Here is a 13739-nt window from a genome sequence, read left to right as displayed (position 1 = left end):
GGGTACGACTTCCGGGCCGATGCGCCAGCGCTTCAAATGCTGTGGATATGGTCCGAAGTTAATCGATTTAAATATTCTTCAATCGTTTAAAAGATTTAACCCTCTGATTTACAAAGTTTTTGCCATGTGAAATGGTCCGCTCATTCCACCCAAATCATTCAGGAGGACCGGATGCAGTCAGTCGCGAACAAGTCGCCCGTAGCCACGCAATCCAGAATTCCGCAAATTTTGCTCGATCGTTTCGAGAGTGAATGGCGCGCGATGCGCACGGCGAAAGAAGCGCCGGAAAAGCTGGTCCCGCCAAGCGAATGACGCGGCACCCGGCGCCAAATCCGGGAGAAGCCAACTCGCATTCTGTACAAGCATCCGCCCGCCAAATGGTGGGCGGATGCTTTTTGTCAATTGATAAATTCGTGCTAGTCTTTTCGGATGCTGAGCGAGGAGATGGAAAAGCTGGCGCTGAGCCTGCCCGGAACACAGGAGAATGCCCATTTCGGCACGCGGGATTTCCGTGTGGGCAAACGGGTTTTCATGACCCTGCCCGAGGCCGGACGCGCGGTCTTCAAGTTCACGCCCGACCAGCAGCGAATGCTGCTGGAAACCGAACCCGGCGTCTGCGCCGCCGTCCCCGGCGGCTGGGGCGAGCGCGGCTGGACCTCGCTCTATTTTGTCGATGCCGACGAGGAACTCATTCGCCAGTCCATGGAAACCGCGTGGCGCAACGTCGCCCCGAAAAGCCTCGTCCGCAGGAACGGCGGCTACTGACGCGCGGCGCTAAACGCTGCAGCCGGCTACTCGGCCGGCTCGAGCCCTACCTCCAGTGGCCAGGTAACCAGGTAATCCTCATAGTCGTCGATATCGATCCCGTCCTCGGCAATGCTGCGTCCGCGCACGGAAATGCCGGCAGCATGCACGGTTTCCGGATCGCCGGAAACGAGCGGATGCCACCAATAGAGCCCGCGCCCTTCCGCAATCAGCCGATAGCCGCAGGTCGGCGGCAGCCAGCTTATCTCGCGCACGCGCTCCGGCGTCAGCTGAATGCAGTCCGGAACCGTCGCCTGTCGGTTTTCGTAGTCCTTGCACCGACAAGTCTCGCCATCGAGAAGCGTGCAGCGAACCGACGTCCACGCGATTTCGCCGGTGTCCCAATCCTCTAGCTTGTTGAGACAGCAGAGCCCGCAGCCGTCGCAAAGGCTTTCCCACTCCGCCTGGGACATCTCTTCGAGGCTCTTCGTCTTCCAGAAAGGCATTTCGCCCATAGCGTCACACTTCCATCAATACACGCCGACATGGAAAATTCGCAGAAAATTGCCGGTTTTTTAAGGCCGGCGGCGCGATATGCAAGTAGATTGGAATTTGGCGCCATGCAAATATTGGATGGGGCAGGATAGCGTCGGGACATGAAAGACCGTGCAGGAACCGAGGAAAGAGGACAACCGGCCAAAGGCGCGACACATCTTCCTCCGGATCGATTCTTGGATCGATTCGACGGTGTGGAATGCCGGGTTCCGCCTTGCCGAATGGTGGGAGGACACCACCATCTTCTCCCGCCGTTTCCGCGTGCGCGGCTGGAAACGGGCGCTTTTCGAAGTTCTCGGCGAGGGCATGACATGGGGGACCGCTGGCTCGGTAGTGATGCTCGCGCTCGCCCTTCCGGCCTTCGAGGAAACCAAAGGCAATTGGCGCGCCCAGGGCGATTTTGCCGTGACCTTCCTGGACCGCTACGGCAACGAGATAGGCCATCGCGGCATCATCCATGAGGATTCCGTCCCGATCGACGAACTCCCGGACCATCTCATCAAAGCGGTGCTGGCGACCGAGGACCGCCGGTTCTTCGAGCACTGGGGCATCGATTTTCTCGGCCTCGCTCGCGCCATGACGGAAAATGCCCGGGCCGGCAGCGTCGTCCAAGGCGGCTCTACCTTGACCCAGCAGCTTGCCAAGAACCTGTTCCTGACGAATGAGCGGACGATCGAACGGAAGGTCAAGGAAGCCTTCCTTGCCGTCTGGCTCGAATGCAATCTCTCGAAGAAGGAAATCCTGCGCCTCTATCTCGACCGCGCCTACATGGGCGGCGGCACGTTCGGCGCGGCGGCGGCGGCTCAGTTCTATTTCGGCAAGGCGATCACGGACATCAATCTTGCCGAGTCCGCCATGCTTGCGGGCCTCTTCAAGGCGCCTGCGCGCTATGCACCGCACGTCAACCTGCCGGCTGCGCGCGCGCGCGCCAACGAGGTCCTGACCAACATGGTCCAGGGCGGCCTGATGACGGAGGGGCAGGTGCTCGCCGCCCGCCTCAACCCGGCGACGATCATCGATCGCGCCCAGGTCAAGGCGCCGGACTTCTTCCTCGACTGGGCCTTCGACGAGGTGCAGCGCATCGCCGCTCCCTTCGCGCAGCATTCCCTGATCGTCAGGACCACGATCGATATGGGCCTGCAGGCGGCCGCCGAGGAAGCGGTAGAATCGGGCCTCAGACAATATGGCGAAACCTACAAGGTGAAGCAGGGCGCCCTCGTAATGATCGAACATGGCGGCGCCGTCCGCGCGATGGTCGGCGGCCGCGACTATGGCGAGAGCCAGTTCAACCGCGCCACCCGCGCCCTTCGCCAGCCGGGCTCGTCTTTCAAGGTCTACACCTATGCGGCCGCCATGGAAAAAGGCATGACGCCGGAGACGGTGGTCGTCGACGCGCCGATCACCTGGCGCGGCTGGTCGCCGCAGAACTACGGCCGCAGCTATGCCGGCCGTGTGACGCTGATGACGGCGCTGGCGAAATCCATCAATACGGTTCCGGTCCGGCTTGCGAAGGACAAGCTCGGCACCGAAATCATCGCCGAAACCGCCAAGAAGATGGGCGTCGAGACACCGATCCGCACCGACAAGACCATGCCGCTCGGCACCTCTGAAGTAACGGTGCTCGACCAGGCAACGGCCTATGCCGTCTTTCCGGCAGGAGGTTTCCAGTCGCGGCGCCACGGCCTCAGCCAGATCCTGAATTATGACGGCGACATCCTCTATGATCTCGTGCGCGACGCACCGCCGTCCGAGCGGGTCTTGAGCGAAGAAGCGGTGTCCTCGATGAACCGCATTCTCACGCAAATCCCGGTCATGGGGACGGCCCGTAGGGCTGCGCTTGACAACGGCATCGTGACCGGCGGCAAGACCGGAACGACCCAGGCCTATCGCGACGCCTGGTTCATCGGATTCACCGGCGACTACACGACGGCCGTTTGGTTCGGTAATGACGATTACACCTCCACGGAAAACATGACCGGCGGCTCGCTGCCCGCGATGACATTCAAGCGGCTGATGGACTATGCCGAACAGGGCATCGAGCATCGCGACATCCCCGGCTTTGAAGCGCCGGTGGCCGTGGCGTCGAAGAAACCGGCCAAAGCCGGCGACGCTAGCCGGGACGAAAACGCGCTGCCTCCGCTCATCCGTCCGCGGTCGCTTTCGTCCGGTGCGACGCGGATGCTGAAGACGATCGGCGAAGCACTGGAGCATGCACTTCCACTCAAACCCCGGGAAAAGGCCGGCGGCAAGGTTGCGACGCTCGAAGCGCCGGGCGAAGCTCTGACGCGGCAACTGACAACCAATTCGACGGAGAACTGAGTTGCGGAAAACCGAACTGACGACGACAGGTGGGTTCCCTGAACATGGACCCAATGGACAGATCGCAAGGACAAAAGAATCAGCTGCCGGTTAGCCAACACATTTTCAATAGAGTCTCCTCTTGTTCCGAGTTCCCCTCCTCGTCGCCGTCGCACTTGCCGTCGCCTTTGGCGGTGGCATCGCTTCGTCCGTATGGGCACTGAGGGCGACGGTCGGCTTCGGCTCCATTGCCATAGGACCATGGGTGGCGTTTCCGGCGGCACAGACGGCCTCTGCCGACCCCTATGCCAAGGCGCACCGAGCCCGTACCGGCGAGCTGCTGTTCGGCAGCGCGGAGGGGCTGATGTTCTCGGCGGCGACCGACGACAGCGGCGAGCGGCTCTCGGCGGGTTGTTCCTACGACATTTCCGGCATCACGCCGCCCACTCGTTTCTGGACCCTCTATGCGACGACCGCCGATGGGATTACGCTGCGGCCGAGCCCGGACCTCCCCTCGGCGATCAACTCCTGGACGGTGCTCCGCGCCAGGGACGGCCGCTTCGTCGTCCACGCCTCCCCCGTTGCCAAGCCGGGCAACTGGCTGGCGCTTCGGCATGTGGGCAGTTTCCGGCTCGTATTGACGCTGCTCGACACGCCGACGGCCGGCTCGTCGGGGCTGATCGATCTCGACATGCCGAAGATCGTCAAGACCGGGTGCGGCAATGCGTAGCGTCCTCTTTGCCATCCTCGTGGGGCTGTTCGGTGCAGCTCTCCTGCACATTGTGATCGTCCTGGCACTGCCGCAATTCACCGGCCGCGACGCCTACACCCGCGTGCTGGACCTTCTGGAAATGGACAGTTTCTTTCCCCTTACGGCCGAGCCCAGCCCGACCGGCTTGCGCAGCGGCAATCCGTTTCTTCGAACGGCCGTCTGCAGTTTCTCGGTCGCGGATGCACCGACCCGCTTCATTGCCCGCGGTCCCGTTCCTTTCTGGTCGCTCTCCGTCTTCGACAGCGGCTCGAACGAAGTGTTCAGCATGAACGACCACACCGCCGTCAACGGCAATCTCGATCTCATCGTGGCTACGCCGATCCAACTGGTGGAACTGCGCAAGTCGCCGCCGGAGGAATTGACCCAATCGATCATGATCGAGATGAAAGACGAGGAAGGCTACGCGGTTCTGCGCGCGCTCGCCCCTTTTGACAGCTTCGAGGAACAGGTCCGCGATTTTCTGAGCGACTCCAGCTGTCAGCTCTTTCGGCGGTCATGACGAATCGGAAAGCTCGATGCGCAGACCTACTGTAACGGGTCGTATCGGGCTTTGCACGCCGGACGCTCGGCGCCGTGGAGGGATTTCATCGGGTGGGGAGAGACAGCGAGCATTAGCCCCGCCGCCAGCCTCTGCGAACGGTCATCCGCAGTCAGGTTCTTACTGTTTCTTCGCGTGCTTGCCTGCCGGAGCACTCGGCTGAGGCCCGCGACCGTCGAGGCGCTCATAGCGGATGCCGGTGAAGAACAATACTTTGGCACTGCCCGATGTCACCGGGCGCCGACGCGGTCGTTTGACCTTGCGGTCCTCCATTCTGATTACGTCTGCCATGCTCGTCTCCATATTTCCACGAGACGGATGAACTACCGTACAGATTTCACCCTGCCCGCTGCGGGCTGGCGCGGTCCCGGTGACGACCGGTCAGACACGCCGTTCTCACTTTCTCCTTCTTCCGGTTCTCCCGGATTTCGTCCGCTTCGGAGCATCAGATGCGAGACCCGATAATAGCCGGCCCGCTCCGATTGAGCCATAGCCCTATTTAACTATGTCTTAATCCGGTGCGCGCCTTCGTCTCGCGTCACCAGCCTTGGGCCAACTTCGAATTGGGGGGCGCTGGAGCACGTCCGCGCGTCAGCGTTTCTCAGCGTCTTGCAAGCACGCCGAACAGGAAGGCGACGCCTGCAACCGTCAGGAGTGTGGAAATCGGATCCTCGCGGACGCGCTCTCGCACCCGCTCCGTCATGAGTTCCGCTTCTCCCTGCACGACTGCCTTCGCTCCGCTTCCGATGGCCGATACAGTCTCGGTCAACCGGGCGATCTCGGTCCTGAGATCCGCAATCTGTGCTTCGAGTTCCGCCTGTGCATCCGCCGTCCGATTATCCGCATCCAATTCGGAGTCCACTGCCGCCAGCTTTTCTTCCGCCATCACGTCCGCTCCTTCCCTTTTGCGCGATGTCAACGCGTCGAAGCGCGGATTGGTTCCCGCGAAATCACAAGGCAGAGCGGACCGACAAAGGGAGCGGACAACACCGCCCGCCCCCCAATCGGCGTTCAGTCGATTTCACACGCGAAGTCGTCTATCTCGCATTCACGAACGGTTCTCATCTCTGATTCGCGTCGGATCTCGTATCGCGACTGTTCCCGCTCGCGACGGCGGTTCTCGAAGAAATCCTCGTCGGCCCTGCTCTCCCATTCGTCGTCGCCGCGGCGACGATCCCGGTCCCAATCTGGACGCGCCTCTCGACGTTCCCAGTCACGCCGGTGACCGTCGTCAGCCCGATCCCGGCGCCAGCGGTCACGATCGCGGTAGAATTCGCGGCCGCGGTAGTTGCGATCCCAATAGCGGTCGAACTCGAAGACAATGGTGGGAATTCCGAGGGGTCGATAATATTCCGGTTCCACATGCACGCGGTTGCTGCGATAGACCGCTTGCACATAGCGGCCTGCGACCCAGCCTCGACCGCCGTAGAAGGAAACATCGCACCAGGGCCGATCCCCCAGACAGCCGTGGATTTCCAACGAATTACCAGCTGGTATCACGGTCACGGCCGGATAGCGGGTGCTCGGCCCCGAGCGCATATTGACGTTGGCAGTTGCGATGCCTCCGGCCGCCTCGGCGATCGCCGGCATGAAGAGCAACGCGCCGAGAGCCGCTGCCCGCAGGAAGGGATGCTTCACAGATATTTCTCCCTTAAGAAGACGATGGGCCTTCTCCGTCGGCAGGCCCGAAGGCCTTTCACCGTCCGGGGAATGAAATAGCGCCGCTTGTGGAGTTTTTGAGGCGGAGGCGGCACTTGCCGCCATTGCGTCCCGCCACCGCAACGCCGCAAGCCTGAATAAAGCTCCAACGTCCATAGTTAATGCTACGCTAACGTTTTCAGTTTACTTTTTGAGACGTGTGCCGTTCCGAACCATCGGCAATGGCCTGCATTGCGTGCAAGGATTTGTCGTGACGGATCGGTTTCGTGAGTTGGAAAGGCCGCAAAAGGGCCGACTGAAGGACGTCGTGCTGATGGCGACCGTCACCAGCTTCGAAAGCCTTCGCAAACCGCGCCGGTCCGAAATGAGGCAATTCGCCGAACTGTTCGAACCACTTTTCCTCGGCTCCAGCGAGGAGGCGCGCCGGCAGGCGGCGGCGGCTCTTTCGCAATGCGACCATGTCCCGGAAGCCGTTGCCCTTCTCATCGGCAGCATGCCGATTTCGGTTGCTGCAAGCTTCCTCACCCGTTCGAAGGCAGTTTCGGATCGGATGCTCATCTCCATCATCCGCAAGCGGGGCCCGGCCCATGCGAGCGCAATTGCTCGCCGTGACGATCTCTCCGCTTCCGTGATCGACGCCCTGGTCGAGCACCATAAGAACGCAGCTGCCTCCGTGCAGACCCGCGAGTTGACCGGCCCGGCGCCAGCAGTTGCGCCTTCCCCCTCAGTGGACCGGACCGCAGTCGACCGCGTCGCGCGCGAGGACAAGCTGCGCGACGAAATCAAGGCGCTGGCTCGCACCGGATCGAATACCGCCGCTCCTTCCGAGCTTCCGGCAATCGACGAGGTCCACCAGGCACTGCTCGTGCGGTTTGCGCGAACGGGCGAGACGGTGCTCTTCGCGAATGCCCTCGCCGACATGCTTGGGGCAAGCGACTCCCTGGCCGAGCGGATCCTGTTGGATGTTTCCGGCCAGCAATTAGCCACCACGCTTGCCGCACTGGACTTTCCGTCGTCCGACATGGCATCGCTGCTGGCCTGCCTCTACCCGCATCTGGGGGACAGACTCGGCGGCGGCACGCGCGCGGATGCGCTGATCAAAGCCCTGGACCTGCGGGCGAGTGTCGAGCACGTCAAGTCCTGGCTGCGTGCCGACGAACCGGGTCCGCAGAGTCTGGCGCGGCACGAACCCCACTTCGCGGACAATCGAAGGCCGGACCCGCGTCGACAGGACGCCCACCCGTCGGCTGCCGACCGCGACGGTATCGAGCAATTCAGGCGGACCTTCGGCCGGCGCTGAGGGGGCCGGGCCACTGCCGCATCTCGGTTTGGCGCATGTCTCCTTGGATGGTCCTCGGTTGAGATAAACGTGCAGCATTGCAGATCGCTGTGTCAGCTTCGCACGTCCTTTCGGACGACGGACGCTATAGGTTTTTGAAGCCGCGCATCGTTGTTTTCCGAAGGTCTGTCATTCAAGCCTATGCGCTAAGCGAAATCTACGCCCGTCAGCGATCAGCATCGCTGACAGTTTCGAGCAGGTCACTGCAATCCTCGATCTCGATCTCGACGACCCAGCAATCCGGATCGAAGCGGATCTCCGACGATAAAGTGCTGTCGATCGTCTCTGCCTCGACGTCCCGCAGCCGAATCTCGAACCGGCGCGCCGTATCGCCTTCGTCTTCGAAGAAATTTTGCGGGGCCGGCGCGTAGAGCGTCTCCCCACCCAGACGGGTGCGCTGCCGGACGAAAATCGCACCCGCCTCTTCCGCCCCCTTGCGCAAGACCGCGGCGTAGCCGCCGAGCGCAAACACGCGGCGCATGAGCGAAGAGACGAAGATGTGGGACTTCAGGCGCATGCGAGGCTGATACACGCGGCAACAGTAAGATGCAAACGAGGGAGTTGGAGCCTATCGACTCCTTATGCACGCTCTTCCAAAGCCGCCATACGGCTCTACAGCGCCCCGCGTCCAATCAGACCACAATTCATGCTGGAAGTCAGAGTGGCTGCATGCATCAAAGCGCGCCGATTTCCTTCAGCTTCTTGAGGACCTTGGCGCTTGGCTCACCCGTCTGCGGCAAACGGTAGTGCTTCTCGAAGTGGCGGATCGCCGCCCGCGTCTGGTCGCCGGCGACGCCATCGACGACGACGTCGGCGTAGGCGAGATTGCTCAAGCCCCTCTGGATGTTCATGACCAGTTCGCTCGATGCGGGAACCCCGGCACGCGTCACGAGCGTCTGCTCCTCCTCTGCTTTGCGGATCGCCGCCGCGACGGGATCGGTGTCCGCCGGCGCCGTCTTCGGATCGGCATAGGGGCGATTATCCGGAACTGTAACGGCCGCGGCTCCGGCTTTGCCGAACACAAGGAGGTCCGCGAGAAGTTCGGGGCTCACCGCGCCGGTCTCCGTTCGGCCGGCCTGTTTCTCAAATCGCACGATCGCCGCCGCGGTTTTCGGACCGCTGCGGCCATCCGGCGCATCGTCATAGAACCCTAGCCGCACCAATTCCTTCTGGACGTCGGCGACGAGCGCCGAATCGACGACGCCGCCCGTATCGCCGGCAGCCTCGGCTTCAGGGCGCACGGATCGCTTCGCCGACGACGTTCCGTCAGCAGCGATCGCATCCTCGACCTTCTCCGGCTTTGCCTCGCCTTCGCGCTCAATAACGAAAGTCGTTACGCGGCGCGGCTCGACAGCCACGCCGTTGGCAGCAGCAAGACGTTCCGCGACCTCCGCACTGACCAGCGGGACACGCGTGTGCAACAGCGGCGAGGGATGCGTGCCCTGCTGGTACCATATGGCATTTGCTGCCACGAAGCTGAAGGCCACCATGAAAGCCGCCGAGCCTCCGGCGCCGACGGGATGGCGCGCGACCGCCCGCCCGGCAAACACGATGACGCGACCCAGGCCGCGGCCGGCGAGTGCCAGCCCCGTGAGCGCGAAACCCTGCTGCGACCGTGCCGCCCTCTTCCGCTCAGGCTGTTTTCGCTTGCGCGGAGCCATGTCCCCCTTCCTTGCTCGTTCTCTCGCTCCTGGACGCAGCGGCGAGTGCCTGTCCCGGAGCGCTCCTGTCTTCGCCACGCACCCTGAGTTTCGGCGGGAACTCCACCGTAACGGGAGAGCCCGCCTGCTCGCGCTCCGCAATTCCTGAACCATCGCAGGGAATGGAGGTAATGACGACCGTTCCCCTGCCCTCGGCGCTGCGGATGGAGAAACTGCCGCCATGCAACTCGACCAGCCCCTTCACCAGGGAAAGCCCGAGGCCAGTCCCTTCATAGCGGCGCGTATAATCATTCTGAATCTGGACGAAAGGCTGGCCCAGAAGTTGGAGCTTGTCTTCGGCTATGCCGATGCCGGTGTCGCTGACGGTCAGCTTCAGCGCTGCGCCGTCTCTTTCCGCGTCGATCGTCACCAGCCCGCCGCAGTCGGTGAACTTGATCGCGTTGCCGATAAGATTGATCAGGATCTGCTGAAAGGCGCGCTGATCGGCATTGATCTCACCCACTGCGCGCGTCACGCGGCTCGTCAGCCTCACGCCCTTTTCCTGCGCCTGGTGCGAGAGCATCGCTTCGCATGCGGCGATCGCATCTGCGACCGGGAAGGGCTCCGGCAACAGCTCGTAACGGCCGGCCTCGATCTTGCTCACGTCAAGCATCGTATTGACGACAGATAGAAGATGCGTCCCGGAACGATGAATCAGCGACACATATTCACGCTGCCGGTCATTCTCCAGCTTGCCGAAATACTCTCCGGCAAGGACATCCGAGAAGCCGAGTATAGCGTTCAGCGGCGTGCGCAATTCGTGACTCACTGCCGCCAGGAAGCGCGTCTTCGCATCGTTCGCCGATTCCGCATGCGCCGCCTTCTCGGTGGCCTCCTCCCGCAAGCGGGCCTCGTCGGAGACGTCGCGTGACTGGGCGACGATCGCCACCAGACGCCCCTCGGCATCGCGCAGGGGCGCCATCTCGCAGTGCATATGCACGAACTGCGCGCCTTCGGCCCTCACCGAGGGCCGTTCCAGCCGGATATCAACCGCGGAACGCCCCCCGTCCTGGCGCAGTGCATCGATTGCCCTGAGGAAGGTGAGGCGATCGGACACGTGGATCTGCTCGAGGAACCCGCGGCCGCGAGGATCTCGCAGCGACTTCAGGTGTTCGGCCGCGTCGCGACCGTGAACCGACAGGACATTGCCGCGCGGATCGTGCACAGTGACGAGACCGGCGAAAAGATCGTATGCGCCCGACAGATCAGGCGTGGCGCCGGCGAGGGACGCCTCGGCCCCGACGGACACATATGCATTGCGTCCACCGACCAGGGCCGCGGCTGCCGCCAGAAGCGATGCTGACGCCCAGAGCGCCGTTCCCGCAGGCAACGCCGCGGAAACCGGCAAGACTGCCATCAGGGCGAGTGGCACGATCGGCAGAGCGGTCAAGGAAACCGCGGCGACGGCGCGCAGACGCCGGAGGTCACGATCAGCGACGGCGGATCCGTTCGAACGGCGCAGCATTCGAGGTGCGGCCGCCTTATCCAAGCGGGATGCCCACCTGCCAGCCATGTCACGCAATACGCTCACGCCATACCCTGCCGTCATTGTTGTTTTGCGAGGCGCTTCCGGGGCCCTGCCGCGTTTTGCCGGGCCGGTGTCCGGCGCACCTCTTTATGCTTCGAATCTCGCATTCCCGACTTAATGAAAGAATAAGCGCGTATCCCGAAAGGCCCGCGGAAACGGCGGAAATTTCTCGATTTGAAGCAATTCCACCGAGCTTTATCTGTTGTGGTTAACGGGGCGTAAGCAGCGGATTTTGGTGGATTTTCCGGTTCTTGTTAACCAATTGGGCAAGGCGTGACGGTGCTGAGGCCCGCAGAGCCGACAATTGCCTCGTGCGGTTCGCCACGAAGCTTAACGGCGATCGTTAAAATGCGAGACATCCGGTTGCATCGCACGTCAAAATTGTACACTTTCTTAAAATTCGAGACAAATCCAACCGGTTTTTGAAAACCAGCCTTGTGATTCCCGTTCTACGGTCGATCCCGTGACATGAGCGGAATGCAGATGGCCCCGAACATGACGCAAGGATGGCTTGATCGATGATGCCGAAAGCGGCAAATTCCGACAAGCGAACAGAGGATAGTCGGACCATGTGGTTTCTCGTAAAGGCGACATTCTGGTTTTCGCTGGTGCTGGTTCTTCTTCCGTTCCTCGATCCCTCGAGCAGGGCAAAGCTCGACAAGGGGCCGACGATCGAGATCGGAGACACCTTCTCCGCAGCCAACGAAGCGATCCGCTATGTGAGCGCGATCTGCGCGGAGAAACCCGATGTCTGCGCAAAGGGTACGGAAACCTTCGTCGCGCTCGGTCATCGCGCCCGTACGGGGGCGCGGATCGCCTATGAATTCCTGGACACCCAGTTTGCCGGGACGGATGCGGCACCCGATGCCATGGTCATGACCGGCACCGTTGGCCCGGTCGAAGATGACGCAACCGCAAAGACAGCGCATGAAGCCATGCCGGGCTTCAAGCGGATGCCGGTCCCGGAACCGCGTCTCCATCCGAGGGCGGCGGGCACCAGGTAACAGCCGCATTCGCAAGGCAATGTCGTGCCGGCTGGCGCGATGGACCGCGCCGCAGTCAGGCGTGGAGAACTGAATGGGCCTTGACTGTTCTCTTTGCGGCCGGCATCCCCTATATGAGGGATGGATCCCCGGCGAGCGGCCGAAGGATCGAGTGGAATCGCATCCTTCGGCGCGCGCAGAACGCCAATATCGGACGGGCCATGACTTCCCTTGACCAGATCATCGATGATTTCGCCTTCCTGGACGAGTGGGAGGACCGCTACCGCTATGTGATCGAGCTGGGCAAGGGTCTGCCCGATATGCCGGAGGCCTTGAGAACGAGCGAGAACAAGGTTCAGGGCTGCGCGAGCCAGGTTTGGCTGGTGACCGAAGCGGCGGGTGATCCCGAAGACCCGGTGCTCACTTTTCACGGCGAATCGGACGCCCACATCGTCCGCGGCCTCGTGGCGATCGCGCTCGCCGTCTTTTCCGGCAAGCGCGCCTCCGAAATCGCCAGCATCGATGCTCTCGAGATCTTCGGTAAGATCGGTCTCATCGAACATCTGTCGGCCCAGCGCGCCAATGGTTTGCGCTCCATGGTACGGCGGATCAAGAGTGAGGCCGAGACGCGCCTGCCTGCGTGATGCCGTTGCACCTGCGCCAGCCACCATCCCGCGTCTGATACGACACGCGCCGCTCCTACTGCATGTAAATTGACCTCGATTCAAGGACATGCAGCAATTCAAAGTACTACAGCGACCTTTGCGCGTCCGATAGGACGCTCGGCGCTGTAGACTAAAGCAAAAAGCCGGACTGAAGCAGCCCGGCCTGAACTCGCAATATAAGCTTCACCGGCCGCAGCAATCGGCGCCGATTTGATAGAGCTCTTACTTGCCGCGACGCTTTCGACGCTGGCCGAGGCCCATCTCCTTGGCCAGACGCGAACGGGCTTCCGCGTAGGCGGGAGCGACCATCGGGTAGTCGGCGGGCAGGTCCCATTTCTCGCGATATTCTTCCGGCGACAGATTGTGGTGGGTCATCAGGTGGCGCTTCAGCGACTTGAAGGTGCCGCCGCATTCGAGGCAGGTGATCTGATCGTCCTGCACCGACTTGCGGACCGATACCGCCGGCTTCGGCTTCTCAACGGGAGCAACCACCGGCGCCGGAGCGGTTGTGTTGTTGAGCGCTGAATGAACGTCGGCGATCAGCGTCGGAAGCTCGGCAACCGGAACTACGTGGTTGCTGACATAGGCCGCTACAATTTCCGCCGTCAGCTCTACCAAAAGTTCGTTGCTCGTACCGAGCGTGGTTTCTGTCATCTTCTTCTCCTATCGGAACTCAGCAACATATCCTGAAACGACGTTTCAGGAGGAAACATGTTAGAAAATGCCGCCGAACTCACTTGCCATTTGAAACTGGACGGTCATTGCAGGGGAAGCCGGCTCCGCCGCAACATCAAGGCTCCGGTCGCGATTGGAAACGTCACCAAGGCGCCGAGCTGGCCTACGCCTCAAAGCAACAAGGAAGAATCACAACCCAAGCTGGAATTTCAGTTCAAAGTATTTATCAGCGACGACACTTTTCATATAGTGGATTAACACTGATCTAGGAAATGTCAAAACA

At 61.8% G+C, this 13739-nt stretch carries 17 protein-coding genes; 9 read left to right on the top strand and 8 right to left on the bottom strand.

The window, feature by feature from the left end:
- Nucleotides 1-171: 171 nt before the first annotated feature.
- A complete protein-coding gene (locus AC4P1R_RS03095; protein ID WP_165614750.1) occupies nucleotides 172-312 on the top strand; it encodes a hypothetical protein in 141 nt (46 codons plus the stop codon).
- Nucleotides 313-429: 117 nt separating this feature from the next.
- Nucleotides 430-765 (top strand): MmcQ/YjbR family DNA-binding protein, encoded by a 336-nt coding sequence (locus AC4P1R_RS03090; protein ID WP_069460500.1) that lies wholly within the window; start codon nucleotides 430-432, stop codon nucleotides 763-765.
- Nucleotides 766-791: 26 nt separating this feature from the next.
- Here the strand turns inward: AC4P1R_RS03090 and AC4P1R_RS03085 are convergent, their stop codons facing one another.
- On the bottom strand, nucleotides 792-1259 hold the full coding sequence (locus tag AC4P1R_RS03085; RefSeq protein ID WP_069460499.1) for a YcgN family cysteine cluster protein: 468 nt from the start codon (nucleotides 1257-1259) through the stop codon (nucleotides 792-794).
- Nucleotides 1260-1410: 151 nt separating this feature from the next.
- Between AC4P1R_RS03085 and AC4P1R_RS03080 the strand changes: the two genes are divergently transcribed.
- The 3 genes from AC4P1R_RS03080 (at nucleotide 1411) to AC4P1R_RS03070 (ending at nucleotide 4868) form a co-directional block, all read left to right on the top strand.
- Complete coding sequence (locus tag AC4P1R_RS03080; RefSeq protein ID WP_492177402.1) at nucleotides 1411-3618, top strand: transglycosylase domain-containing protein; 2208 nt, start codon at nucleotides 1411-1413, stop codon at nucleotides 3616-3618.
- 121 nt (nucleotides 3619-3739) lie between these two features.
- Nucleotides 3740-4327: a DUF1214 domain-containing protein gene (locus AC4P1R_RS03075; protein WP_069460497.1), complete on the top strand. Its 588-nt coding sequence runs from the start codon at nucleotides 3740-3742 to the stop codon at nucleotides 4325-4327.
- Nucleotides 4320-4868, top strand: coding sequence for a DUF1254 domain-containing protein (locus AC4P1R_RS03070; protein ID WP_069460496.1), 549 nt, complete (start codon nucleotides 4320-4322; stop codon nucleotides 4866-4868). Before AC4P1R_RS03075 ends, AC4P1R_RS03070 begins: the two co-directional genes overlap by 8 nt.
- A gap of 159 nt (nucleotides 4869-5027) precedes the next feature.
- Here AC4P1R_RS03070 and AC4P1R_RS03065 read toward each other — a convergent pair whose 3' ends face one another.
- The 3 genes from AC4P1R_RS03065 to AC4P1R_RS03055 form a co-directional block, all read right to left on the bottom strand.
- Nucleotides 5028-5198: a hypothetical protein gene (locus AC4P1R_RS03065; protein WP_165614749.1), complete on the bottom strand. Its 171-nt coding sequence runs from the start codon at nucleotides 5196-5198 to the stop codon at nucleotides 5028-5030.
- Nucleotides 5199-5508: 310 nt separating this feature from the next.
- Nucleotides 5509-5793, bottom strand: a complete 285-nt coding sequence (locus AC4P1R_RS03060) for a hypothetical protein (RefSeq protein WP_069460494.1) — start codon at nucleotides 5791-5793, stop codon at nucleotides 5509-5511.
- A gap of 125 nt (nucleotides 5794-5918) precedes the next feature.
- Nucleotides 5919-6545, bottom strand: coding sequence for an SH3 domain-containing protein (locus AC4P1R_RS03055; protein ID WP_069460493.1), 627 nt, complete (start codon nucleotides 6543-6545; stop codon nucleotides 5919-5921).
- A gap of 247 nt (nucleotides 6546-6792) precedes the next feature.
- Between AC4P1R_RS03055 and AC4P1R_RS03050 the strand changes: the two genes are divergently transcribed.
- Nucleotides 6793-7866, top strand: a complete 1074-nt coding sequence (locus AC4P1R_RS03050) for a DUF2336 domain-containing protein (protein WP_492177718.1) — start codon at nucleotides 6793-6795, stop codon at nucleotides 7864-7866.
- 205 nt (nucleotides 7867-8071) lie between these two features.
- On the opposite strand, the gene AC4P1R_RS03045 is transcribed toward AC4P1R_RS03050, so the two are convergent.
- From AC4P1R_RS03045 to AC4P1R_RS03035, 3 genes are all read right to left on the bottom strand, one after another.
- Nucleotides 8072-8422, bottom strand: coding sequence for a DUF1491 family protein (locus AC4P1R_RS03045; protein WP_069460492.1), 351 nt, complete (start codon nucleotides 8420-8422; stop codon nucleotides 8072-8074).
- A 157-nt stretch (nucleotides 8423-8579) separates the two neighbouring features.
- On the bottom strand, nucleotides 8580-9566 hold the full coding sequence (locus AC4P1R_RS03040) for a peptidoglycan-binding domain-containing protein (RefSeq protein WP_492177401.1): 987 nt from the start codon (nucleotides 9564-9566) through the stop codon (nucleotides 8580-8582).
- Nucleotides 9538-11118, bottom strand: coding sequence for a sensor histidine kinase (locus AC4P1R_RS03035; protein WP_492177717.1), 1581 nt, complete (start codon nucleotides 11116-11118; stop codon nucleotides 9538-9540). The genes AC4P1R_RS03040 and AC4P1R_RS03035 overlap by 29 nt, the downstream gene beginning before the upstream one ends.
- Nucleotides 11119-11702: 584 nt before the next feature.
- On the opposite strand from AC4P1R_RS03035, the gene AC4P1R_RS03030 reads away from it, so the two are divergent.
- Both AC4P1R_RS03030 and AC4P1R_RS03025 read left to right on the top strand, forming a co-directional pair.
- Nucleotides 11703-12137 carry a DUF5330 domain-containing protein gene (locus tag AC4P1R_RS03030; protein ID WP_151610958.1) on the top strand — a complete coding sequence of 145 codons (435 nt, stop codon included), beginning with the start codon at nucleotides 11703-11705 and terminating at the stop codon, nucleotides 12135-12137.
- A gap of 200 nt (nucleotides 12138-12337) precedes the next feature.
- Nucleotides 12338-12760: a SufE family protein gene (locus tag AC4P1R_RS03025; RefSeq protein ID WP_492177716.1), complete on the top strand. Its 423-nt coding sequence runs from the start codon at nucleotides 12338-12340 to the stop codon at nucleotides 12758-12760.
- A 243-nt stretch (nucleotides 12761-13003) separates the two neighbouring features.
- On the opposite strand, the gene mucR is transcribed toward AC4P1R_RS03025, so the two are convergent.
- Nucleotides 13004-13435, bottom strand: a complete 432-nt coding sequence (mucR, locus tag AC4P1R_RS03020; protein ID WP_069460488.1) for an exopolysaccharide biosynthesis transcriptional regulator MucR — start codon at nucleotides 13433-13435, stop codon at nucleotides 13004-13006.
- A gap of 57 nt (nucleotides 13436-13492) precedes the next feature.
- Here mucR and AC4P1R_RS03015 point away from each other — a divergent pair, with 57 nt between their 5' ends.
- On the top strand, nucleotides 13493-13714 hold the full coding sequence (locus AC4P1R_RS03015) for a hypothetical protein (RefSeq protein ID WP_192803739.1): 222 nt from the start codon (nucleotides 13493-13495) through the stop codon (nucleotides 13712-13714).
- Nucleotides 13715-13739: the final 25 nt, after the last annotated feature.

The organism is Sinorhizobium sp. Y406, assembly GCF_058732025.1.
The sequence above is the reverse complement of the archived record's forward strand: the minus strand, read 5'-3'. Positions and strand labels throughout refer to the sequence as shown.

What these genes read in the sequence shown, in the direction of transcription:
- AC4P1R_RS03095 (WP_165614750.1), top strand. Translation starts at nt 172, where the DNA reads ATGCAGTCAGTCGCGAACAAGTCGCCCGTAGCCACGCAATCCAGAATT.
- AC4P1R_RS03090 (WP_069460500.1), top strand. Translation starts at nt 430, where the DNA reads ATGCTGAGCGAGGAGATGGAAAAGCTGGCGCTGAGCCTGCCCGGAACA.
- AC4P1R_RS03085 (WP_069460499.1), bottom strand. Translation starts at nt 1,259, where the DNA reads ATGGGCGAAATGCCTTTCTGGAAGACGAAGAGCCTCGAAGAGATGTCC.
- AC4P1R_RS03070 (WP_069460496.1), top strand. Translation starts at nt 4,320, where the DNA reads ATGCGTAGCGTCCTCTTTGCCATCCTCGTGGGGCTGTTCGGTGCAGCT.
- AC4P1R_RS03065 (WP_165614749.1), bottom strand. Translation starts at nt 5,198, where the DNA reads ATGGCAGACGTAATCAGAATGGAGGACCGCAAGGTCAAACGACCGCGT.
- AC4P1R_RS03060 (WP_069460494.1), bottom strand. Translation starts at nt 5,793, where the DNA reads ATGGCGGAAGAAAAGCTGGCGGCAGTGGACTCCGAATTGGATGCGGAT.
- AC4P1R_RS03045 (WP_069460492.1), bottom strand. Translation starts at nt 8,422, where the DNA reads ATGCGCCTGAAGTCCCACATCTTCGTCTCTTCGCTCATGCGCCGCGTG.
- AC4P1R_RS03040 (WP_492177401.1), bottom strand. Translation starts at nt 9,566, where the DNA reads ATGGCTCCGCGCAAGCGAAAACAGCCTGAGCGGAAGAGGGCGGCACGG.
- AC4P1R_RS03035 (WP_492177717.1), bottom strand. Translation starts at nt 11,118, where the DNA reads ATGGCTGGCAGGTGGGCATCCCGCTTGGATAAGGCGGCCGCACCTCGA.
- AC4P1R_RS03030 (WP_151610958.1), top strand. Translation starts at nt 11,703, where the DNA reads ATGTGGTTTCTCGTAAAGGCGACATTCTGGTTTTCGCTGGTGCTGGTT.
- AC4P1R_RS03025 (WP_492177716.1), top strand. Translation starts at nt 12,338, where the DNA reads ATGACTTCCCTTGACCAGATCATCGATGATTTCGCCTTCCTGGACGAG.
- mucR (WP_069460488.1), bottom strand. Translation starts at nt 13,435, where the DNA reads ATGACAGAAACCACGCTCGGTACGAGCAACGAACTTTTGGTAGAGCTG.
- AC4P1R_RS03015 (WP_192803739.1), top strand. Translation starts at nt 13,493, where the DNA reads ATGTTAGAAAATGCCGCCGAACTCACTTGCCATTTGAAACTGGACGGT.